Source organism: Streptomyces sp. NBC_00727, assembly GCF_045161745.1.
In the GTDB taxonomy this organism is placed as follows: domain Bacteria; phylum Actinomycetota; class Actinomycetes; order Streptomycetales; family Streptomycetaceae; genus Streptomyces.
In genome coordinates this window covers 4,327,657-4,349,303 of record NZ_CP108981.1, presented here as the reverse complement: position 1 = coordinate 4,349,303, position 21,647 = coordinate 4,327,657, and the positions used below count along the sequence as shown (strand labels likewise).

The following is a 21,647-nucleotide window of genomic DNA, read 5'->3' as shown; positions in this document are numbered from 1 at the left end:
GGGGGCCAGGGGCGCAGAACAGAAGCAAACGTGGGTGAATTACTTCTCGATGATCGCGAGCACGTCGCGGGCCGAGAGGACGAGGTACTCCTCGCCGTTGTACTTCACCTCGGTGCCGCCGTACTTGCTGTACAGCACGACATCGCCGGTCTTGACGTCGAGCGGCAGGCGCTCGCCGTTCTCGAAGCGGCCCGGGCCCACGGCCAGGACGACGCCCTCCTGGGGCTTCTCCTTTGCGGTGTCCGGGATAACCAGGCCGGAGGCCGTGGTCTGCTCGGCGTCGAGCGGCTGGACCACGATGCGGTCCTCGAGCGGCTTGATCGCAACCTTGGAGCTGGCGGTCGACACGATCCGGTCTCCCCCTTCGGAGATCTCACGGGGTTTAACAGTCTTTGGTGTGGCGACCAGGTGGGCCCGTCGTCGCGGGTGCCGGACCTGCTGGTCGCACAGTACTGCTGGCACTCTCCAGTGGGGAGTGCCAGCACTGAGACTATGACCGCGATTAGCACTCGGTCAAGCGGAGTGCCAATTCACGCCCCTCATGGCGTACGCGGGGCCCCCGGCCCGTACGGCTGCGACCGTGCAACGTTCCGGACACCGTAGGGACAACGCGGGGGCCGCCCGGTCCGTTCCGGTGGACGGTGACGGCATGCGCATACGATCCGCCGCCCCGGACCGCCCGGCCGCCTCGCGCCCCGGGCCGGTGATGACCGGCTGCCTCGACATGGTGCTCGGCCTGCTCCTCATCGCACTGGAGCTGGTGATCAGCGCGGTCTTCTTCTATTCGCACACGGCTTCCGCCCCGCGGCCGCCGGACCCGGACATGATGGAGGCCGGACCGCCCGGGATGGACTGGTCCGGCACTCTCGTCCTCGCCACCGTCACGGCGGTGGCGTGCCTGATCGGGGTGGTGCTGCTGCGCCACGGGCTGCCGATCGCGGGCGTCGTCCAGCTGATCGGCGTATGCCTGCTGCTGGTCCTCACGCTGACGGCCTGGCACGGCGCCTACGAGGACGCCCACCCGGACCCCGGGCCCGACCGCGCGTACGCCGCTCCCTACACGTAGTCCTCCAGGCGGGCCACGGCGTACCCCTGGTCCGTGATGACCTTCATGACGGACCGGATGAGGTCGGGCATGCTGCCCTTCCAGTCCTTCTTGCCGCGGAAGTGGGTGAGGATGATGTCGCCGGGGTGCAGTTCCTGGTCCTGCCCGCGCCACTCCATGTGGTCGGGGAACGCCTCGGCCTCCCACAGGGGCACGGCGGTGATGCCGCAGGACTTGGCGATCTTCAGGGTGTCGGTGTTGTAGTTGCCGTACGGCGGCCGGAAGAGCCGGGGCCGCTTGCCGAACTGCTGCTCGATGATGTCCTGCTGGTCGCAGATCTCGCGCTTCTGCTCCTCGTGGGACAGGCCCGGCATGTAGCGGTGGTTGAGCGTGTGGTTGTTGAGCGTGAGCCCGCGGGCCTGGGCGTCCTTGAAGAACGTGTAGTCGTCGCGCACCAGGTAGTCGGTGAGGAAGGCGCTGTACGGGATGTTCAGCTCCGACATCATCTTCAGCAGCTCGGGGTCCTTGTCGTCCCCGTCGTCCATGGTCAGGAAGACGACCTTGTCCGTGGTGGGGACCCGGGTGAAGACCGGCGGCAGCGAGTCGTTCTGGCCCTCGACCTCGAAGCCCTTGCGGGTCGTCAGGTGCGGCTTCTTCGCGGGCGGTACGGGGGCCGCGAGCGGCGTGCTCGCCAGGCCCCACTTCTTGGCGGCGACCGCGCGGGCGGCCTGCGCCAGCTTCGCCCGCTCCGCCCGTGCCGCGCGGGTGCCCAGCGCCCCGGCCGCCGGCTCCGCCGGCGCGCCCGCCTGACCGGCCTGGAGCTTCGCGCTCCGGGCGGCGGCGCCAGGATCGCCGTCCCCGGCCGCGCAGCCCGACGCGGCGGCGGCGACCAGGAGCGCGGCCAGCACCGCGTACCCCGGCCGGCGCCGCAGGTGGCCCCGCCCCCGCCGCGCCCGCTGCCGCCCGCCCGTCACCGCACCCGGTTCGCACCCATTCATGGCCAATTTGTCCTTTTGTCGTACTGGCTGCATGGCGCCGGATCCTGCCAGTACGACCGGGGACGGCGGGCCCGACACCGCCGCCGGGCCCGCGCGGTCCCCCGGGTGGCTCACACGGAGGCGGCCGAACAGGGCCGCCCCGGCCTCAGCGGTGGGCGCCGCCGCCCTGCTGGGCCAGCGGGACCGGAGCGGCCGTCCCGGTCAGCGTGCGCAGGATCCAGCGCCGGTGCCAGAACGCCTTGAAGACGCCGACGAGCCCGACGGTCCAGGCCAGGAACCCGAGCCCCATGATCAGCGCCATCAGCCCGTACGTGTCATGGCCCCGCACCGCGCCCGCGGGCACGACGACGCAGGCGTACAGCCCCAGCGCGCCCAGCACGAAAGAGGTCAGCAGCCACACCAGGCTGAGGCCGGGCAGCCGGAGACCGGCGTCGCGGGCCGGGTCGGGGTCCAGCTCGCCCCACTGCGTGAGCAGCCGCCGCACCGCCGCGTCCCGGCGCAACCCGACGACGAGGAGGACCACCGCCGGGATCAGGGCGGCGGCGCCCATCGCGAGCATCACCACGCCGGCGATCGCGCTGACGGCGTCGAACGACTCCTCGAAGGTGATGAACGCCGTCCCGATGAACGACCAGCCGACCGCGGCGACCACCCCCCACAGCCACAGGAGCCCGAGCCGGCCGGGTCCGATGTGCGCCTTCACCAGCCCGCCGAGCAGGAAGGACCGGTCGGCGAGCAGCGCGTCCCGGTCGGGCCAGGCGCGTATCTCCACGGGCGGCGGGGGCGGCGGCAGCACGGAGCGAGGGGACATGGGCAGACCTTATCGACCGCCCCTCGCCCCAAGTGCCGCCCGGGGATCAGGCGTTGCGGATGGCCTCGATGTCCAGGCGCCGCATGCCGAGCATGGCCTTCATCGCGCGGGCGGCCTTCTCCGGGTCCGGGTCGGTCAGGGCCTCACCGAGGCCCCGCGGGACGATCTGCCAGGAGACGCCGTACTTGTCCTTGAGCCAGCCGCACTGGCTCTCCTGCCCGCCGTCGGAGGTGAGCGTCTTCCACAGCCGGTCCGCCTCCTCCTGCGAGTCGCACTCCACGGAGAGCGAGACGGCCTCGGTGAAGGGGAACTCGGGCCCGCCGTCGAACGCGACGTACTCGGCACCGTCCAGCTGGAACCGTACGGTCATCGCCCTGCCCTCCTCGCCGGGGGCGGCGGCGGTCCAGCGGGTCACGTCGAGGACGCGCGAGTCACCGCCGATGACGGAGACGTAGTAGTCGGCCGCTTCCTCGATCTGATCCTTCTCGAACCAAAGGAACGTGGTGACCTTCTGCATGGTCCTCTCCTCACGTACAGGGGCGAAGTGCCGTGAAGGGTAGACCGCGGAAGCGTCCGGAACTCATCGACCTGCCGGGTGGCTAGGCCGGTCCCAGCGATTCGAAGCGCCAGCGGTGCACCGCCCGGGTGACCAGGGCGGCGTCCGGCTCGGGCAGCTCAGGCAGCTCGTCGGCGTGCCCGCCCCGCCACCAGGTGATGACGAGGACCCGGTCCTGCGGGGCGCGCAGCAGCTCGCTGCGCAGCGGGGTCCGGGGCAGCTCGGCGGCGCGGGCGCGGGCCCACTCCAGGAGCTCGCCGCCCCGGCCGTCGGCGGCGCGCGCCTCCCACATCAGGGCGGTGACGGGGTCGCTCATGAGTACAGGTTGTCCTTGCTGACCTCGTGCACGTGGTCGTGGCTGTGGCTGTGGGCGCCCGGGACGTGGGTCTCGGTGACGGGCAGCGAGGAGTCCGCGGACAGCTCCAGGTCGGAGGCGGGCCGGTTGCGGGCGACCATCTCGGCGCCGAGCGCGGCGACCATGGCCCCGTTATCGGTGCACAGCTTCGGGCGGGGTACGCGCAGCCGGATGCCGGCCCGTTCGCACCGCTCCTGGGCGAGCGCGCGCAGCCGGGAGTTGGCCGCGACGCCTCCGCCGATCATCAGGTGGTCGACGCCCTCGTCCTTGCAGGCGCGGACGGCCTTGCGGGTGAGCACGTCGACGACGGCCTCCTGGAAGGACGCGGCCACGTCCCGTACCGGCACCTCCTCACCGGCCGCCCGCTTGGCCTCGATCCAGCGGGCGACGGACGTCTTCAGGCCGGAGAACGAGAAGTCGTACGCGGGGTCGCGCGAGCCGGTCAGTCCGCGCGGGAAGGCGATGGCCGCCGGGTCGCCCTCCTTGGCGAGCCGGTCGATGACCGGGCCGCCGGGAAAGCCGAGGTCCAGCACCCGGGCGATCTTGTCGAACGCCTCGCCGGCCGCGTCGTCGATGGTCGCGCCCAGCGGCCGCACGTCGTTGGTGATGTCGGGCGCCAGCAGCAGCGAGGAGTGCCCGCCGCTGACCAGGAGCGCCATGGTGGGCTCGGGCAGCGGGCCGTGCTCCAGCTGGTCGACGCAGATGTGCGACGCCAGGTGGTTGACCCCGTACAGCGGCTTGTTCAGCGCGTACGCGTACGCCTTGGCGGCGGAGACGCCGACGAGCAGCGCGCCCGCGAGGCCGGGGCCCGCGGTGACGGCGATGCCGTCGAGGTCGCGGCCGCTGACGCCGGCCTCCTTCAGGGCCCGCTCGATGGTGGGGACCATCGCCTCCAGGTGGGCGCGGGAGGCGATCTCCGGGACGACGCCGCCGAAGCGGGCGTGCGTGTCGACGCTGGACGCGACGGCGTCCGCGAGGAGCGTCGTCCCCCGGACGATGCCGACCCCGGTCTCGTCGCAGGAGGTCTCGATACCGAGTACGAGAGGTTCGTCAGCCATCAGTCAGTCTCGTTTTCTTGTACGTCTTCGTGTACGTGGAGGCGCATGACGAGCGCGTCGATGTTGCCCGGCTGGTAGTAGCCGCGGCGGAAGCCGATCGGTTCGAAGCCGAAGCGTTCGTAGAGCTTCTGGGCGCGGGTGTTGTCGACGCGGACCTCAAGCAGCACCTCGGCGCACTCGAAGGCCGTGGCGTGCTTGAGCAGGTCGGTCAGCAGCTCGGAGCCGAGCCCGCCGCCCCAGTGGTCGCGGGCGACGGCGATCGTCTGCACGTCGGCGAGGTCACCGGCGGCGGCGAGGCCCGCGTACCCGACGATCCGGCCGGTGCCCCGCTCCTCGGCGACGACGTAGCGGCGGGTGGCCGCCGGGCCGCGCGCGTACGCCAGCTCGGACCAGAACATGCCGGCCGACCAGGCGTCCTCCGGGAACAGCTCGTGCTCCAGGGCGAGCACCGGGTCGATGTCCCACCAGCGCATCTCGCGCAGCACCGCGGTCGTGACGGTCACTTCGGGGTGACCACCTTGTAGTTCTTCGGGACCTGCGCGTCGGGCCTGCGGAGGTAGAGCGGCTGCGGCGGCAGCAACTCCTCGCCGGCCGCGAGGCGCTCGGCGGCGAGACCGGCGAGGGCGCCGGCCGCGAGGTGTTCGGGGCCGCGCGCGTCCGGGAACGCCTCGGGGTACAGCACCGCGCCCGCGCCGACGACGGGCAGGCCCGCGAGCCGCTCCGCGATGTCGGCGGGCCGGTCGACGGAAGGTCCTTCGGTCCGGGTGCGGGTGTCCTCGTACCGCGCCCAGTAGACCTCCTTGCGGCGGGCGTCCGTGGCGACGGCGAAGGGGCCCTCGATCCCGGCCCGCCCGGCGGCGTACGCGAGGCCGTCCAGGGTGCACAGCCCGTGCACGGGCACGGAGAGCGCCGAGCCGAACGTGGCGGCCGTCACCAGGCCGACGCGCAGTCCGGTGTACGGGCCGGGGCCGACGCCCACGACGACGTCCGTCACCGCGTCGAGTTTCAGCCCGGCATCGGCGAGGACCCGGTCGACGGCGGGCAGCAGCAGCTCCCCGTGCCTGCGGGCGTCGACCTGGGCGGACTCGGCGACGACGCGGGTCCCGTCGTGCAGGGCGACGGTGACGGCGGGGGTGGCGGTATCCATTGCGAGCAAGAGCACGCAAACAGCCTACGGCTCCGGCGCGGCCCGCCCCGCGCCCCGTACGGCATCCCGGTCGGGGCGGTCCCGGCTGCTACCGTCACCGGGTATACGCGGAGTACGTGTAAACGCTTGTACGACTTACGGTTCGCGCCTTACGGCACACGACAGCGAAAGAGGCACGCACGGTGGCAAGGGGCAGCTCGGGAATCGTGGCCGCGCTCACCGCGGCGGCCGTCGCGGCGGTCGGCTTCCTGGCCTACCAGGCCTCCGCCAACGTGCCGGACGACCTGGCGGCGAAGCCGAAGGCGTCCAGCAGCGCGTCGGCGCCGGCCGCGCCCGGCGGGCACGGCAAGGCCAAGCCGAAGAAGGACCCGCTCGCCGTCCCCGCCGGATCCGGCACGGGGATGCGGGTCGTGTACGCGCTGAAGGACCGCCGGGTGTGGCTGGTGGACGCGAGCGGCAAGGCGTCCCGGTCGTTCAAGGTGATGCCGAGCTCGGTGAGCGCCGTGCCGGGCAGCTACGCGGTGACCTCGCGGTCGGGCAGCGTGAAGGGGTCGGACGGGGTGCCGATCGAGCACGTCGTGCGGTTCGCCACGGTGAACGACGTGACGATCGGCTTCAGCGCCGCGCGGGACGGGTCGATGGAGGAGCCGGACCCGACGGTGAAGGCGGGGGGCGTGCGGATGTCTCGGGCCGACGGGGATGCGGTGTGGCGGTTCGCCACGGTGAGCGTGAAGGTGGTCGTGGTCCCGTAGGCCGCGCCGCGCCGCGCCACCCGTGGGCGGTGTCCTCAATCGCCGGACGGGCTGGAATTCGGCGGCCGTCGGCGGCCTCGCGTCACGGGTGTCCTCAATCGCCGGACGGGCTGGAATTCGCCGGCCGTCGTCGGTCCCGCGTCACAGATGTCCTCAATCGCCGGACGGGCTGGATTTGGCCGGGCGTCCGGATTTTGCCGCGTGTTCGGAAGTGGTCGGGCGTCCGGATTTTGTCGCGTGTTCGGAAGTGGTCGGGCGTCCGGAGGTGGCCGGGCGGCCGGGCTTCGCCGGGGGCGTCTGGGTTCGGGGCGGTGTCGACACCGCCGTCGCCGCTGCGTTCGCGGCCAGTAGGGCGGTCATCGATACCGTCGGCCGCGGCGACCGCGGTCCGCGCTCGGGTGTCGGCATGGACGCCTCCTGGGGCTCCGGTGGAAGGCGTGGTTAGGTAGACCTAACCCGCTCTCGTCCTCCATGTCACCACGCTTGCCCCGCCCCGCGCAACATTTTGCCGACACCACGTCGGAAACTCGGAAGAACTCAGCCCCAGGGCGCCCAGGACTCGTTCCGCAGCCCCGCCCAGCGCGCCCCGACGCCCACCAGCGTCACCGTGCGCCGCTCGTCGTCGGTGTCCCCGACCGCGCGGCCGATGAACACCTGGAGCCGGTCGTCCGACAGCTCCTCGACCTTGCCGTCGCCCCACTCGACGACCACCACGGACTCCGGCAGCGAGACGTCGAGGTCCAGGTCCTCCATCTCGTCGAGCCCGCCGCCCAGCCGGTAGGCGTCGACGTGGACCAGCGCGGGGCCCCCGGAGAGCGGGGGGTGGACGCGGGCGATCACGAAGGTGGGGGACGTCACCGCGCCGCGTACGCCCAGACCCTCGCCGAGCCCCCGGGTCAGGGTCGTCTTGCCGGCGCCCAGCTCGCCGGTGAGCATGACGAGGTCGCCGGGGCGCAGCGCGGAGGCGAGCCGGCGGCCCAGGGCCTGCATCTGTTCGGGGGAGTCGACGGCCAGCTTCACGGTGACGGCGCCGGGGACGTTCTCGTACGCGGTGGCCTCAGCGGCCGCCGGGCTGTTCTGCGGTTCCATGCCCGCCAACGTTAGAGGACTCCGGTACGGCTCCCGCCCGCACCAGCAGGTCCGCGAGCCGGTCGGTCACCGTCTCGGGATGTTCCAGCATCACCAGGTGCCCGGCGTCCGGGACGATGACGAGTTCGGCGTCCGGCAGCCGGTCCGCGATGGCCTCGCTGTGCGAGCTGGGCGTCACCAGGTCCTTGTCCCCGGCCAGGATGAGGACCGGCAGATCGCGGAAGAGGGGCAGGGTCGCGCTCTTGTCGTGTTCCGCGAAGGCCGGGTAGAACTCGGCGACCACGTCGATCGGGGTGGACTCGATGAGCCGTTCCGCGAACCGCGCGACCGCCGGGTCCACGTCCCGCGAGCCGAACGAGTACCGCTTGATCAGCCCGGCGAACAGGTCCGCGGTCGCCCGCCGCCCCCGCTCCACCAGCTCCGCCTGCGAGCCGAGCGCCCTCAGCACCCCGGGCAGCACCCGCCGCACCGCGTTGACGCCCATCACGGGCAGCCCGAAGCTGACCTCGTTCAGCCTGCCGCTCGATGTGCCGACGAGGGCGACGGCGGCGACCCGGTCGCGGATCAGCTCCGGGTACTGGTCGGCCAGCGCCATGATCGTCATGCCGCCCATCGAGTGGCCGACGAGGACGAGCGGGCCCTCGGGGGCGGCGGCGTCGATGACGGCCTTGAGGTCGCGGCCGAGCTGGTCGATGCCGACGGGCACCCCTCCCCCGGCCCGGGCCTGGGCGCGGCCCCGCTCGGAGCGGCCGTGGCTGCGCTGGTCCCAGTGGACGGTACGGACGATCCCGCGCAGGGCGGCGCGCTGGAAGTGCCAGGAGTCCTGGCCGAGGCAGTAGCCGTGGCTGAAGACGACGGTGACGGGGGCGGGGGCCTTGCGCCCGAAGAGCCGCCGCCTGCGGGAGCCCGAAGGGGCGGCGTCGTCGGGGGGATCGACCTCGTCGACCTCGTAGTACAGCTCGGTGCCGTCGTCGGCGGCGGCCCGGCCGGGCGTCCCGCGCAGCGAGCCGTACGGGCCGGTGGCGTCCAGGGCGAGCCGGGCGCGCTTGCGCATGCCCCGGCCGACCGTCAGCCGCTCCACCGCGACCCCGGCCGCCGCGCCCGCGGCGATCACGCCTATGGCGGCACCGGCGATGCCCGCCCGGCGCCAGCCGGCTCCCGAGGCGGCCGCCACCACGTCACCCGTACTGATCTCGCTCACCGTGCCGCGCTCCTCGTGGGTCGTGTCGGTCTGTCCCGGCCCGAGCGGAAGCCGCCTCGGGCATGTTCAGATCGTGCCTGGTCAGAAACGCTCTCCCGGTCAGGACCCGGCCGGGGCCCCGTCGGCCGTCGCGCCCAGGTGGACGCGCGGCACCCGGCCGCCGATCCGGGTGACGATCTCGTACGCGATCGTGCCGGCGGCCTCCGCCCAGTCCTCGGCGCTCGGCTCGCCCCGGTCGCCGGGGCCGAAGAGCACCGCCTCGCTGCCGGCCGCCGGCTCGTCGCCGTCGAGGTCGACGACGAACTGGTCCATGGCGACCCGGCCCGCGATCGTCCGGCGCACCCCGCCGACCAGGACCGGGCCCCGGCCGGACGCGTGGCGCGGGATGCCGTCGGCGTAACCGAGGGGCACCAGGCCGAGGGTGGTCTCGTGGGGCGTCGTGTAGTGGTGGCCGTAGCTGATGCCGTGGCCGGCCGGGACCTGCTTGACCAGGGCGACGGACGCGGCGAGCGTCATCACGGGCCGCAGCCCGAAGTCGGCGGAGGTGCCCAGCTCCGGGCTGGGCGAGATGCCGTACATGGCGATCCCGGTCCGCACCAGGTCGAAGTGGGACTCGGGGACGGTGAGGGTCGCCGGGGAGTTGGCGATGTGCCGCACCTCGGGCTCGACGCCGGCCTTCTCGGCGTACGCCACCATGTCGCGGAAGGTGTCCAGCTGGGCGGTGATCGAGGGGTGGCCCGGCTCGTCGGCGCAGGCGAAGTGGGACCACAGGCCGGTGACGCGGACGGTGCCCGCGCGCTCGGCGGTGCGGGCGGCGGCGACCAGCTCGGGCCAGTCGGCGGGCTGGCAGCCGGCCCGGCCGAGGCCGGTGTCGGCCTTGAGGTGGACGCGGGCGGGCCGGCCGGCCGCCGCGGCCGCCTCCGTGACCTCGCGCAGCGCCCACATGCCGCTGACCGACACGTCGATGCCGGCCTCGATCGCCTCGCGCCAGGGCCCGCCCGGCGTCCAGAGCCAGCACAGCATCCGCCCGTCGATCCCGGCCGCGCGCAGGCCCAGGGCCTCCTGGGGGGTCGCGGTGCCCAGCCAGGCGGCGCCCGCCTCCCGCGCGGCGCGCGCGCAGGGGACCGCGCCGTGCCCGTAGGCGTCGGCCTTCACCACGGCCATGAGCTGCGCCCCGGCCGCCCGGGCACGCAGGACGCGCACGTTGGCGCGGAGTGCGGCGAGGTCGATCTCGGCACGGGCTCGCAAGGACGCTGTCTCGTTCATATCGCGCCCAGTCTCTCAGAGCGGTCCGCGCGGACCTGTCCGGCGGGGCGCGTCAGCGGTGGCGCAGCTCGTGTTCCAGGTGGTCGGCGAGGACCGGCACGTGGCTGTGCCCGACGTCCTTGACTGCGGTGACGAGCGTGACCGGGCCGCCGTCGCGGACCAGCCCCACCAGCTCGTCGACGGCCGCCGCCTCGGCCGGTCCGGCCAGTTCGGCGCGGTAGCGCTCGACGAAGGCGTCGTAGCGGGTGGCCGAGCGGTCCTCGTGGTACCAGGAGCGCAGTTCGTCGGACGGGGTGAGGTCCTTGAGCCAGCGGTCGATCGCGGCCTTCTCCCTGGACACCCCGCGCGGCCACAGCCGGTCCACCAGGACGCGGGTGCCGTCGCCCTCCTCCACCCCGTCGTACACCCGGCGTACGCGCACGTCACCGCTACTGCTCACGGCCGGTCACCTCTCCTCGGACGGTCGTTCCCCTCAGCTTCGCTCAGGCCCGGACGTCCCGCCACGCCCCGGGGATCGCCTCGGCGACGTCCATCGCGGCGAGCGGGGAGCCGTCCGCGGCACGGCGGGCGGCGAGCCCGTGCAGATGGGCCCCGGCGGACGCGGCGTCGAGCGGGGCGAGTCCGGCGGCGAGCAGGGACCCGGTCAGCCCGGAGAGCACGTCACCGCTGCCGGCGGTGGCCAGCCACGGGGTGCCGGTCGGGTTGACCCGGACCGGGGTGTGCGGGGTGTCGGTGGCGATGAGGGTCGTCGAGCCCTTGAGGAGGACCGTGGCGCCGAACCGCCGGGCGAGCTCCCGTGCGGCGGCGAGCCGCCCCGCCTCGACCTCCTCGCGCGCCACGCCGAGCAGCGCGGCGGCCTCCCCGGCGTGCGGGGTGAGGACGGTGGGCGCGGTGCGGCCCCGGACCACGTCCGGGTCGAGGAGCCGCAGCCCGTCCGCGTCGACCAGCACCGGCACCTCGGTGGCCAGCACGTCGGAGACGGCCTCCACGGCCTCGGTGCCGTCGCCGAGCCCGGGGCCGACGACCCACGCCTGCACCCGCCCGGCCCCGGAGGGGCGGCCCGCGTGGACCAGGGTCTCCGGGTGCCGCGCGATGACCGCCTCGCCGCCGGGGCCCGCGTAGCGCACGGCCCCCGCCCCGCCGCGCAGCGCCCCGGAGACGGCGAGCACCGCCGCGCCCGGGTAGCGGGTCGATCCGGCGGCGATGCCGACGACACCGCGCCGGTACTTGTCGCTCTCGGCGGCCGGTACGGGCAGCAGCGCGGCGACGTCCGCGTACTGGAGCGCCTCCAGGTCGGGCACGGCGGGGAGTTCGGCGTCGAGCCCGATGTCGACGAGGCGCAGCGCACCGGCCCGTTCGGCGGCCGGGTCGACGAGCAGCGCGGGCTTGTAGGCCCCGAAGGTGACGGTGGCGTCCGCGCGCACCGCGTCCCCGGTCACCTCGCCGGTGTCCGCCTCGACCCCGCTGGGCAGGTCGACGGCGACGACGGGCGCGCGGTGCGCGGTGTACTTCCGGACCAGCTCGGCGGCTTCGGGGCGCAGTCCGCCGCGTCCGCCGATGCCGGTGATGGCGTCCACGACGAGGTCGATGCGCCCGGCCCAGTCCTCGTGGGCGGTGCTCTCCTCACCGTCCACCACGTGTCCGCCGGCGGCGCGCAGGGCCGCGGTGCCGCCCTCGTGGGACCTGCCGGGGCTGACCCGTACGGCGACGACGCCCGCGCCGCGCCGGGCGAGCCGGGCACCGGCGTACAGGGCGTCGCCGCCGTTGGCGCCGGTGCCGACGAGGAGGACGACCCGGGAGCCGTAGACCCGGCCGGCCCGGCGCAGCAGATCGGCGCAGGCGGCGGCGAGCCCGGCGGCGGCGCGCTGCATCAACGCCCCTTCGGGGAGCCGTGCCATGAGGGCCTGCTCGGCGGCCCGTACGGTCTCGACGCTGTAGGCGGTACGCATGCCTTCCAACGTACGCACGTCGAGCGCCCCGCGCAGGCTCCAACGGCGACCGGCCATTTCGAGCCCGTGCGGCGAGCAGTCACGACGGCGACCAGCCAAAATCAAGCCCGTCCGGCGATTGAGGACGGAACCGGCCCGCCGGACCCCCGAGGCCACCGGAGCCCGCACCCGGTCACCCCTCCGCGATCACCACCGCGGACGCGACCCCCGCATCGTGGCTGAGCGACACATGCCAGCTCCTGACCCCCAGTTCGGCGGCGCGAGCCGCCACCGTGCCGCGAACCCGTAGCCGGGGCTGCCCGCTGTCCTCCACGTACACCTCGGCGTCCGTCCACAGCAGCCCCCCGGGCGCTCCGAGCGCCTTGGCCAGGGCCTCCTTGGCGGCGAACCGGGCGGCCAGCGAGGCGATGCCACGCCGCTCGCCGCTCGGCAGCAGGAGCTCCCCGTCCACGAAGAGCCGCGCCGCGAGCTGCGGCGTACGCTCCAGCGCCGCGTCGAACCGCTCGATCTCCGCCACGTCGATCCCGACCCCGATGATCACGTACCCACCCTCACCAATCGTCCTCTGCTCACTCCACGGTGACGGACTTCGCCAGGTTGCGCGGCTGGTCCACCTCGTTGCCGCGGGCCGTCGCGAGTTCGCAGGCGAAGACCTGCAACGGCACGGTGGCGACAAGCGGCTGAAGCAGCGTAGGCGTTGCGGGGACGCGGATGAGGTGGTCGGCGTACGGGACGACCTCGTCGTCGCCCTCCTCGGCGATGACGACGGTGAGGGCGCCGCGGGCCCGGATCTCCTGGATGTTCGACACGATCTTGCCGTGCAGAACCGAGCGCCCGGCCGGGGACGGCACCACGACGACGACGGGGAGCCCGTCCTCGATGAGCGCGATCGGCCCGTGCTTCAGCTCACCGGCGGCGAACCCCTCGGCGTGCATGTACGCGAGTTCCTTCAGCTTCAGCGCCCCCTCCAGGGCGACCGGGTAGCCGACGTGGCGGCCGAGGAAGAGCACGGTGTCGTGGGAGGCCAGCGAACGGGCCAGCTCCCGGACGGGTTCCATGGTCTCCAGGACCCGGTCGACCGAGCCGGAGATCTCGGAGAGCTGCCGGATCACGGTCCGGACCTCGTCGCCCCACTTGGTGCCGCGCACCTGGCCCAGGTAGAGGGCGACGAGGTAGCAGGCGACGAGCTGGGTGAGGAACGCCTTGGTGGAGGCGACGGCGACCTCGGGCCCGGCGTGTGTGTAGAGCACGGCGTCGGACTCTCGCGGGATGGTCGAGCCGTTGGTGTTGCAGATGGCGAGCACCTTCGCGCCCTGCTCGCGGGCGTGCCGCAGCGCCATCAGCGTGTCCATGGTCTCCCCGGACTGGGAGATGGCGACGACCAGCGTGTGCGGGTCCAGGATCGGGTCGCGGTAGCGGAACTCGCTGGCCAGTTCGGTCTCGCAGGGGACGCGGGTCCAGTGCTCGATGGCGTACTTGGCGATCATCCCGGCGTGGAACGCGGTCCCGCAGGCGACGATCACCACCTTGTCGACCTCGCGCAGCTCGCCGCGCGTGATGCGGACCTCGTCGAGGTGGAGGGTGCCCTCGGGGTCGATACGCCCGAGGAGGGTGTCGGTGACGGCCTTCGGCTGCTCGGCGATCTCCTTGAGCATGAAGGAGGCGTAGCCGCACTTCTCGGCGGCCGACGCGTCCCAGTCCACGTGGTACTCGCGCACCACGGCGGGCTCCCCGTCGAACCCGGTGACCAGGACGCCGTCCCGGCGCAGCTCCACCACCTGGTCCTGGCCGAGCTCGATCGCGTCCCGGGTGTGCTCGATGAACGCGGCGACGTCGGAGGCGAGGAAGGACTCGCCCTCCCCCACCCCGACGACGAGCGGCGAGTTGCGCCTGGCCCCGACCACGACGTCCGGCGCGTCGGCGAAGACCGCGACGAGCGTGAACGCCCCTTCGAGGCGGCGGCACACCTGGCGCATGGCCTCGGCCGGCTCCCCGCTCTGGCTGTACGCCTCGGCGAGGAGGTGGGCGACGGTCTCGGTGTCGGTCTCGGAGAGCAGGTCGTGGCCGCGCTCGCCGAGCTCGGCGCGCAGGGCCGCGAAGTTCTCGATGATCCCGTTGTGGACGACGGCGACGCGGCCGGCGTTGTCCAGGTGCGGGTGGGCGTTGACGTCGGTGGGGCCGCCGTGGGTGGCCCAGCGGGTGTGCCCGATCCCGGCGGTGCCGGCGGGCAGCGGGCGCTCGCTCAGCGCCTTCTCCAGGTTGACGAGCTTCCCGGCCCTCTTGGCGGCGGCCAGCCCGCCGTCGGCGAGGACGGCGATCCCGGCGGAGTCGTACCCCCGGTACTCCAGCCGCTTGAGGCCCGCGACGACGACGTCCTGCGCCGACTGCCCACCGACGTAACCCACGATCCCGCACATAGTGGTCCTTTCCTGGTCACCAGCCCCCGTTCTTCGCATAATCGCAGAGAACCGGGCCCACCAGCCGATTGAGGACCACGCGCCGCCGCGCCCTCACCCCGCCCGTACGGCCTCCGGCACGGCACCGCTCCCGGCGGCCTCCGGCGCCCCCGGCACCGTCTTCCTGCCCTTGACCAGCAGCAGCACCGCCACCCCGGCGACGATCCCGACCGCACCGGCCACCACGGCCGCGGTGTTCAGTCCCGAGGCGAACGCCGTCCGCAGCGCGTGCTCCGGCACCCCGGCGGCCCGCAGGCCCGCCGCACCGCCGCCCGCCAGGGCGTGGGACTGTCCGTCGTCCAGGCTCTCCCCCATCCGGGCGGTCAGCACCGTCCCGAGCACGGCGACCCCGAAGGCGTATCCGAGCTGGCGGAAGGTGTTGACCGCGCCGCCCGCCATGCCGGCCCGCTCCGGCGGCACCGCGGCGAGCGCCGCGCCCGCGATGGCCGGGGAGACCAGGCCCGTACCGATGCCCGCGACCAGCAGGCCCGGGATCAGCACCGGCCACGAGGAGCCCTCGCCGAGCACCGCCTGGCCGAGGGTGCCGGCGCCGACGAGGACGAGCCCGACGCCGATGGTGAGGCGCGGCGGCGCCCCGTGCAGCAGCCGGCCGCCGAGGGCGGCCACCACGAACGAGGTCGCGGCCAGCGGCAGCACCGCCAGGCCGCCCTGGACGGGGCTGAGTCCGAGGACCGTCTGCAGCCAGATCGAGGTGTACGGCAGCACGCCGAACGCCGCCAGGTTGAAGGCGAGCGCCCCGGCCATCACCCCGGTGAACGCGGAGGTGCGGAACAGCGAGAGGTCGAGCAGCGGGTGCGCGACGCGCAGCTCCACGAGGACGAAGCAGACCAGGGCGAGCGCGGCGATCCCGAACGTGGCGAGCGTCTGCCCGGACGCCCAGCCGACGCTGCCCGCCCGGACCACGGCGTACGTCGCCGCCCCCGCGAACACCGCGAACGCGGCGGTCCCCGCCCAGTCGGTGCGCCGGTCCCGCGCCCCGTGCGACTCGGGCACGGTCCTGCCGGTCAGCCAGACGGCGGCCACGCTGACCGGCAGGTTCACGTAGAAGATCCACCGCCAGCCGGGCCCCTCGGTCAGCAGCCCGCCGACCACGGGCCCGATCGCGGCGGCGCCCCCGGCCACCGCGCCCCACAGCCCGAGCGCGACGGACCGGTCCTTGCCGGCGTACACCGAGGCGAGCAGCGGCAGCGTCGTCGCGAACATCGCGGCGGCCCCGACGCCCTGCACCCCGCGCGCCGCCACCAGCAGGCCCGGCGACGAGGCGAGCCCGCAGGCCAGCGAGGCGGCGGCGAAGAGCACGACGCCGACGACGTGGACCCGGCGCCGGCCGAGCCGGTCGGCCGCCGCTCCTATGCCGAGCAGCAGGGCGGCGAGCGCGAGGGCGTAGCCGTCGATGACCCATTGCAGATCGGAGAGCGAGGCGTCGAGCGCCCGCGCCATGTCGGGCAGTGCCACGATGACGATCGTGACGTCCAGCAGCAGCATGAACGTCCCCAGACAGACCGCGGTGAGCGGCCCCCACTTACGCATGTCCTTTGTCCTTCTTCCCGTACGGGTTCGGCGTGACCGGCGGCCACCCCCGTGCGTACGATCGGACGACCGCGTCCGGAATCCCCAGCCAGTGACACCCCGGCGCCGGAATCCGACACCGAGGGGGCCTTCCACAGTGGAATCACCCACCCGGGGCGACGCCCTGGATCTACGCCTCCTGCACGCGCTGGAGCTGGACGCCCGGGCGCCCTTCAGCCGGATCGCGTCCGTGCTCGGCGTCTCCGACCAGACGATCGCGCGCCGCTTCCGACGGCTGCGGGCCGAGGCGGGGCTGCGGGTGGTGGGGGTGCGGTGCGCGGCCTCGGAGGAGTCGTTCGAGCACTGGCTGCTGCGGGTGCGGTGCGCGCCGGAGGGCGCGATGCTCATCGCGGAGGCCCTGGCGAAGCGGCCGGACACGTCGTGGATCGGGCTGACGTCGGGCGGTACGGAGGTGACGTGCACGGTCAACGTCCGCAGCCGGGGCGACGCGGACGACCTGCTCATCGGCAAGCTGCCGCGTACCCCGCACATCGTCGACATCCGCGCCCACCAGTTGCTGCACCGCTTCTACGGCGGCCCCGCGGGCTGGCTGCACAAGAGCGGGGCGCTCACCCCTGAGGAGACCGCCGCCCTCACCCCGCCGCCCACCGCCGCCCCGCCCGGCCCCGCGGTCATCACCGCCGAGGACGAGCCCCTGGTCACCGCGCTGGAACGGGACGGCCGGGCCACCCACCCCGAACTCCAGCGCGCGACCGGCCTCTCCGAATCGGCGGTCCGCCGCCGCCTGGCCCGCCTGGTGGCCTCGGGGGCGCTGTACGTGGACGTCGAGTTCGACTCCGCCCACCTCGGCTACCGGAACGTGAGCATGCTGTGCGTCACCGCCGCGCCCCGCGCCCTGCACACGGTGGGCACGGCACTGGCCACGGACCGGGAGGTGGCGTACGCGGCGGCCACGACGGGCCCGTCCAACATCGTCGCGGTCGTGATCACCCGCGACTCCGCCCATTTCTACCGCTACCTCAGCGACCGCCTGGGCGGCCTGGACGGCGTCGAGCACGTGGAGTCGATGCCACTGCTGCGCCGCGTGAAGCAGCTGACGTACGGGCCGTTCCGCGGGTAGCGGGTCCGGCGGGCCATCCGTATACGGGGCTTGGGCTGCCCTATTTTTTTTCCCGGGGCGGCCCGCGGTCCCACCAGCCACGACACCCTCGGTTCGACCGGCCGCAGGACCGGCTTCTACGTCCCCGAGGCCGCCCACCCGACTGCGGTCTTCCGCTCGGCCGGTTACGAGATCGCGTACGTCTCCGTGCGGGGCGGCGCCGCCCCGCAGGACGGCGTCGACCTCAACGACACCGTCGTCGCCGAGTTCCTCCCCGCCGCCGAAGCGGGCGGCACGGTCCGCATCGGCGAGGCCCCCGAGCCCGTCCCCGCCGCCGACGAGGCCCTGGTCGCCGTCGAGGCGTACTCGGTCAACCGGGGCGAGCGGGGGCGTCGGCCACTACGTCACCGAGCTCGCGGCGTCCTCGGGCGCGGCGGTGACGGCGGTGAGCGCGACCCGGGAGCGCGGGGCGCGGCTGCCGGCGCTGGGGGCGTGCGCGGTGGTGACGTCACCGGGGGACGCCGAGGGCCCGTACGACGTGGTCCTGGAGTCGGTGGGCGGCGACTCGCTGCCGGCCGCGCTGGCCCGGCTGGCCCCGGGCGGCCTGCTGGTCTGGTTCGGCCAGGCGAGCCGCACCCCGGTCGCGCTGGACTTCTTCGACTTCTTCAAGGGCCCGGCCCGGGCCCGTATCGCCCACTTCGACTACACCCGCGCCGACACCACGTACGCCGACGATCTCGCCACCCTGGTACGGCTGGTGGCGGGCGGACGTCTGCACCCGGAGATCGGCTCGGTCCGGGACTGGTCCCGCACGGGGGACGTCGTCGCGGACCTCCGGGCGCGCCGGGTGCGGGGGAACGCGGTGCTTACGGTGGGATGAGGAACCGGGACGGTGTACGGCGATGAGTCCGGTCCTCCCGAGGAGTCACCCCTTGCGTTGTCACCCATTCACCGGGAGAAAGCACTCATGACTCAACTGCTGAAGGTCCAGAACTTCACCGTCTCCGCCGACGGCGTCGCCTGCGGGGAGAACCAGACGCTGGAGAAGCCCTTCGGCCATGTCGACCCGGGGCAGCTGTTCTCGTGGGCCGGGGCGACGGCGAGCTGGCCGGGCCGGACCGACCCGGGCGGGAGCCGGGGCCTGGACGACTACATGACGCGGGACTTCTCGCACAACATCGGCGCCGAGATCATGGGCCGCAACAAGTTCGGTCCTCAGCGCGGCCCGTGGGAGGACCACGAGTGGCAGGGCTGGTGGGGCGGCGAACCGCCGTTCCACACCCCGGTGTTCGTCCTGACCCACCACGAGCGCCCTTCGTTCACGCTCTCCGACACCACGTTCCACTTCGTGGACGGCGAGCCCGCCGAGGTCCTCGCCCGGGCCCGGGAGGCCGCGCAGGGCAAGGACGTGCGCCTCGGCGGCGGGGTGACGACCATCAGGGAGTTCCTGGACGCCGGCCTGGTCGACACCCTGCACGTGGCGGTGGCGCCGGTGAAGCTGGGGTCGGGCCTGCGCCTCTGGGACTCGCCGGACGACCTGCGCGACCGCTTCCACCTGGACGTCGTACCGAGCCCGAGCGGGATGACGCACCACCTGTTCTGGCGGAAGTGAGCGCCGGGCCGCAGTGGCAGCCAGAGGCTTTGCATGATCATGCGAGATGATGCATAATCTTCCTATGTCTAAGGTCCTCACCTCCCTGCCCACCGGCGAACGCGTCGGCATCGCCTTCTCGGGCGGCCTCGACACCTCGGTCGCGGTCGCGTGGATGCGCGACAAGGGTGCCGTCCCGTGCACCTACACCGCCGACATCGGCCAGTACGACGAGCCCGACATCGCCTCGGTGCCGGGCCGCGCCAAGGCGTACGGCGCCGAGCTCGCCCGCCTGGTCGACTGCCGCGCCGCGCTCGTCGAGGAGGGCCTGGCCGCGCTGACGTGCGGGGCGTTCCACATCCGCTCGGGCGGCAGGGCCTACTTCAACACCACGCCGCTGGGCCGCGCGGTCACCGGCACGCTCCTGGTCCGGGCGATGCTGGAGGACGACGTCCAGATCTGGGGCGACGGCTCCACGTTCAAGGGCAACGACATCGAGCGGTTCTACCGCTACGGCCTGCTGGCCAACCCGCACCTGCGCATCTACAAGCCCTGGCTGGACGCCGAGTTCGTGACGGAGCTCGGCGGCCGCAAGGAGATGTCGGAGTGGCTGGTCGCCCACGGCCTGCCCTACCGGGACAGCACGGAGAAGGCGTACTCCACCGACGCCAACATCTGGGGCGCCACCCACGAGGCGAAGACGCTGGAGCACCTGAACACCGGTGTGGAGACCGTCGAGCCGATCATGGGCGTGCGGTTCTGGGACCCGTCGGTCGAGATCGGGACCGAGGACGTCACGATCGGCTTCGACCAGGGCCGGCCGGTCACGATCAACGGCGAGAAGTTCGAGACCGCCGTCGACCTGGTCATGAAGGCGAACGCCATCGGCGGCCGCCACGGCATGGGCATGTCCGACCAGATCGAGAACCGGATCATCGAGGCCAAGAGCCGGGGCATCTACGAGGCCCCCGGCATGGCCCTGCTGCACGCCGCGTACGAGCGCCTGGTCAACGCGATCCACAACGAGGACACCCTCGCCCAGTACCACAACGAGGGCCGCCGCCTCGGCCGGCTGATGTACGAGGGCCGCTGGCTGGACCCGCAGGCGCTGATGGTCCGCGAGTCGATCCAGCGTTGGGTCGGTACGGCCGTCACCGGCGAGGTCACCCTGCGGCTGCGGCGCGGCGAGGACTACTCGATCCTCGACACCACGGGCCCGGCGTTCAGCTACCACCCGGACAAGCTGTCCATGGAGCGCACCGAGGACTCCGCGTTCGGCCCGGTCGACCGCATCGGCCAGCTCACCATGCGCAACCTCGACATCGCGGACTCCCGCGCCAAGCTGGAGCAGTACGCCGGCCTCGGCATGATCGGCAACGCCAACCCGGCCATCGGCGCGGCCCAGGCCGCCGCCACCGGCCTGATCGGTTCCCTCCCCGAGGGCGGCGCCGAGGCCATCGCCTCGCGCGGCGAGGTCTCGGACCAGGACGAGATGCTGGACCGCGCGGCGATGGAGTCCGGCACGGACTGAGGACGCACCCCCGATCCCGGCGATCGAACCCCCGAAGGCGGCGACCGAGCACAACTCGGCCGCCGCCTTCGGCCGTTCACACCGGCCGCGGTGTCCCCGCCCTTCCGAGCCCCTGCACGTGCTCTCGCCGCCCTACCGCTTGCGCACCGCGAGCCAGAAGTCCTTCTCGGTGCAGTACGGGTCGCTCTTCTCCAGGAGGGTGCGCACCTTCTCCCAGCCCTCCTTGTCCTCCTCGAACTCCGCGCGGCTGAAGAGCACGTGGCAACGCGTCACATCGAACTGCTCGGTCCAGTCGAACATTCGGGGCCTGACTCACTGAGCTTCTTCGAGTTGGCCACCGATCGGGTGACGTGCCGTGAAGCGCAACGAGCGAGGCTCCCGGGCGGTTGATTGAGATGTCTGACGTCTCAATCACCGTGCCCGGGAGCCTCGTTGGTCACACATCCTGCCGCACTCGACCTGCCACACGCACTCGTGGAGTGGGTCACCATGCTGATCGTCACCCGCGAGGGCGACCGGCGCTGCAAGCTCCGTCCGTCCCAGCGCGCGATGGTGGCACTGGTGTACCTACGCGAACACACCACTCTGGCGAAGATCGCCGCCGGGTTCGGGATCAGCGAGTCCACCGCCCACGCCTACACCAGCGCGGTCGTCGACCTCCTCGCGGAACGCGCACCGGGCCTGCTGAGAACACTGCGTGAGCACGAACCTGAGTTCGTCCTGCTCGACGGAACCCTCGCCGAGTGCGACCGGGTCGGCGACGGCCGGGCCGACTACTCCCACAAGCACCGGCGGCACGGCGTGAACGTGCAGCTCGTCACCGATCCCGACGGCCGGCTGCTGTGGCTCTCGCCCGCCTTGCCGGGCCGCACCCATGACCTGACCGCCGCCCGCACCCACCAGATCATCCGAATCTGCGAGCGCCAGGGCGTTCCGATCGTGGCCGACCTCGCCTACCAGGGCGCCGGCCCCTGGCTGACCACTGGCATCAAGCGGAAGCCCCTGCAGGAACTTACTCCCACCGAGAAGACCCGCAACCGTGCGCTCGCCGCAGCCCGCGCACCTGTCGAACGCGGCGTCGCCCGCCTGAAGACCTGGCGAATCTTCCGCAGATCCCGATGCAGCCCCAACCGCATGACGTCAATCGCCAAGGCCATCCTCACTCTGGAGCGGCAACGCTGAAGAAGCTCAT

The 21,647-nt window shown here is 73.1% G+C and carries 24 protein-coding genes; 7 read left to right on the top strand and 17 right to left on the bottom strand.

What is annotated here, in order from left to right; genetic code table 11:
- Positions 1–39: 39 nt before the first annotated feature.
- A complete protein-coding gene (gene groES, locus OG242_RS19795; protein WP_018101172.1) occupies positions 40–348 on the bottom strand; it encodes a co-chaperone GroES in 309 nt (102 codons plus the stop codon).
- A gap of 301 nt (positions 349–649) precedes the next feature.
- On the opposite strand from groES, the gene OG242_RS19790 reads away from it, so the two are divergent.
- Positions 650–1,066 (top strand): DUF6234 family protein, encoded by a 417-nt coding sequence (locus OG242_RS19790; RefSeq protein ID WP_405899419.1) that lies wholly within the window; start codon positions 650–652, stop codon positions 1,064–1,066.
- Here OG242_RS19790 and OG242_RS19785 read toward each other — a convergent pair.
- From OG242_RS19785 to tsaB, 7 genes are all read right to left on the bottom strand, one after another.
- On the bottom strand, positions 1,057–2,019 hold the full coding sequence (locus OG242_RS19785) for a polysaccharide deacetylase family protein (RefSeq protein WP_405901664.1): 963 nt from the start codon (positions 2,017–2,019) through the stop codon (positions 1,057–1,059). The two genes, OG242_RS19790 and OG242_RS19785, sit on opposite strands and share 10 nt — an antisense overlap.
- 169 nt (positions 2,020–2,188) lie before the next feature.
- The gene (locus OG242_RS19780) at positions 2,189–2,854 is read right to left on the bottom strand and encodes a hypothetical protein (protein WP_405899418.1); all 666 of its coding nucleotides are present in this window, start codon (positions 2,852–2,854) and stop codon (positions 2,189–2,191) included.
- Between the two features lie 46 nt (positions 2,855–2,900).
- Positions 2,901–3,371, bottom strand: a complete 471-nt coding sequence (locus OG242_RS19775; RefSeq protein WP_405899417.1) for a VOC family protein — start codon at positions 3,369–3,371, stop codon at positions 2,901–2,903.
- An 82-nt stretch (positions 3,372–3,453) separates the two neighbouring features.
- Positions 3,454–3,726, bottom strand: a complete 273-nt coding sequence (locus tag OG242_RS19770) for a hypothetical protein (RefSeq protein ID WP_405899416.1) — start codon at positions 3,724–3,726, stop codon at positions 3,454–3,456.
- Entirely contained in the window at positions 3,723–4,823 is a 1,101-nt protein-coding gene (gene tsaD / locus OG242_RS19765; RefSeq protein ID WP_405899415.1) for a tRNA (adenosine(37)-N6)-threonylcarbamoyltransferase complex transferase subunit TsaD, read from the bottom strand. The genes OG242_RS19770 and tsaD overlap by 4 nt, the downstream gene beginning before the upstream one ends.
- Complete coding sequence (gene rimI, locus OG242_RS19760; protein WP_018519258.1) at positions 4,823–5,326, bottom strand: ribosomal protein S18-alanine N-acetyltransferase; 504 nt, start codon at positions 5,324–5,326, stop codon at positions 4,823–4,825. Before rimI ends, tsaD begins: the two co-directional genes overlap by 1 nt.
- Positions 5,323–5,970, bottom strand: coding sequence for a tRNA (adenosine(37)-N6)-threonylcarbamoyltransferase complex dimerization subunit type 1 TsaB (tsaB, locus tag OG242_RS19755; RefSeq protein WP_405901663.1), 648 nt, complete (start codon positions 5,968–5,970; stop codon positions 5,323–5,325). Before tsaB ends, rimI begins: the two co-directional genes overlap by 4 nt.
- 206 nt (positions 5,971–6,176) lie before the next feature.
- Between tsaB and OG242_RS19750 the strand changes: the two genes are divergently transcribed.
- A complete protein-coding gene (locus OG242_RS19750) occupies positions 6,177–6,722 on the top strand; it encodes a hypothetical protein (RefSeq protein WP_405901662.1) in 546 nt (181 codons plus the stop codon).
- Between the two features lie 537 nt (positions 6,723–7,259).
- On the opposite strand, the gene tsaE is transcribed toward OG242_RS19750, so the two are convergent.
- The 8 genes from tsaE to OG242_RS19710 form a co-directional block, all read right to left on the bottom strand.
- Positions 7,260–7,811 (bottom strand): tRNA (adenosine(37)-N6)-threonylcarbamoyltransferase complex ATPase subunit type 1 TsaE, encoded by a 552-nt coding sequence (tsaE, locus tag OG242_RS19745; RefSeq protein WP_405899414.1) that lies wholly within the window; start codon positions 7,809–7,811, stop codon positions 7,260–7,262.
- Positions 7,780–9,012, bottom strand: a complete 1,233-nt coding sequence (locus OG242_RS19740) for an alpha/beta fold hydrolase (protein ID WP_405899413.1) — start codon at positions 9,010–9,012, stop codon at positions 7,780–7,782. Before OG242_RS19740 ends, tsaE begins: the two co-directional genes overlap by 32 nt.
- A 99-nt stretch (positions 9,013–9,111) precedes the next feature.
- A complete protein-coding gene (alr, locus tag OG242_RS19735) occupies positions 9,112–10,278 on the bottom strand; it encodes an alanine racemase (protein ID WP_405899412.1) in 1,167 nt (388 codons plus the stop codon).
- Between the two features lie 52 nt (positions 10,279–10,330).
- Positions 10,331–10,717, bottom strand: a complete 387-nt coding sequence (locus OG242_RS19730) for a DUF488 domain-containing protein (protein WP_405899411.1) — start codon at positions 10,715–10,717, stop codon at positions 10,331–10,333.
- A 43-nt stretch (positions 10,718–10,760) separates the two neighbouring features.
- The gene (locus OG242_RS19725; RefSeq protein WP_405899410.1) at positions 10,761–12,227 is read right to left on the bottom strand and encodes an NAD(P)H-hydrate dehydratase; all 1,467 of its coding nucleotides are present in this window, start codon (positions 12,225–12,227) and stop codon (positions 10,761–10,763) included.
- Positions 12,228–12,399: 172 nt separating this feature from the next.
- Positions 12,400–12,768 carry a holo-ACP synthase gene (locus OG242_RS19720; protein ID WP_405899409.1) on the bottom strand — a complete coding sequence of 123 codons (369 nt, stop codon included), beginning with the start codon at positions 12,766–12,768 and terminating at the stop codon, positions 12,400–12,402.
- A gap of 28 nt (positions 12,769–12,796) precedes the next feature.
- Positions 12,797–14,644, bottom strand: a complete 1,848-nt coding sequence (gene glmS / locus OG242_RS19715) for a glutamine--fructose-6-phosphate transaminase (isomerizing) (protein WP_405899408.1) — start codon at positions 14,642–14,644, stop codon at positions 12,797–12,799.
- A 93-nt stretch (positions 14,645–14,737) separates the two neighbouring features.
- A complete protein-coding gene (locus OG242_RS19710) occupies positions 14,738–16,234 on the bottom strand; it encodes an MFS transporter (protein WP_405899407.1) in 1,497 nt (498 codons plus the stop codon).
- A 136-nt stretch (positions 16,235–16,370) separates the two neighbouring features.
- On the opposite strand from OG242_RS19710, the gene OG242_RS19705 reads away from it, so the two are divergent.
- From OG242_RS19705 to argG, 4 genes are all read left to right on the top strand, one after another.
- A complete protein-coding gene (locus tag OG242_RS19705; RefSeq protein ID WP_405899406.1) occupies positions 16,371–17,354 on the top strand; it encodes an Lrp/AsnC family transcriptional regulator in 984 nt (327 codons plus the stop codon).
- A 424-nt stretch (positions 17,355–17,778) separates the two neighbouring features.
- The gene (locus OG242_RS19700) at positions 17,779–18,213 is read left to right on the top strand and encodes a zinc-binding dehydrogenase (RefSeq protein WP_405899405.1); all 435 of its coding nucleotides are present in this window, start codon (positions 17,779–17,781) and stop codon (positions 18,211–18,213) included.
- An 87-nt stretch (positions 18,214–18,300) separates the two neighbouring features.
- A complete protein-coding gene (locus OG242_RS19695; RefSeq protein ID WP_405899404.1) occupies positions 18,301–18,945 on the top strand; it encodes a dihydrofolate reductase family protein in 645 nt (214 codons plus the stop codon).
- Between the two features lie 64 nt (positions 18,946–19,009).
- Positions 19,010–20,455, top strand: a complete 1,446-nt coding sequence (argG, locus tag OG242_RS19690; protein WP_405899403.1) for an argininosuccinate synthase — start codon at positions 19,010–19,012, stop codon at positions 20,453–20,455.
- A 132-nt stretch (positions 20,456–20,587) separates the two neighbouring features.
- Here argG and OG242_RS19685 read toward each other — a convergent pair whose 3' ends face one another.
- Entirely contained in the window at positions 20,588–20,755 is a 168-nt protein-coding gene (locus OG242_RS19685) for a hypothetical protein (RefSeq protein ID WP_405899402.1), read from the bottom strand.
- Positions 20,756–20,887: 132 nt separating this feature from the next.
- On the opposite strand from OG242_RS19685, the gene OG242_RS19680 reads away from it, so the two are divergent.
- On the top strand, positions 20,888–21,637 hold the full coding sequence (locus tag OG242_RS19680; protein WP_405899401.1) for a transposase family protein: 750 nt from the start codon (positions 20,888–20,890) through the stop codon (positions 21,635–21,637).
- Positions 21,638–21,647 lie beyond the last annotated feature (10 nt).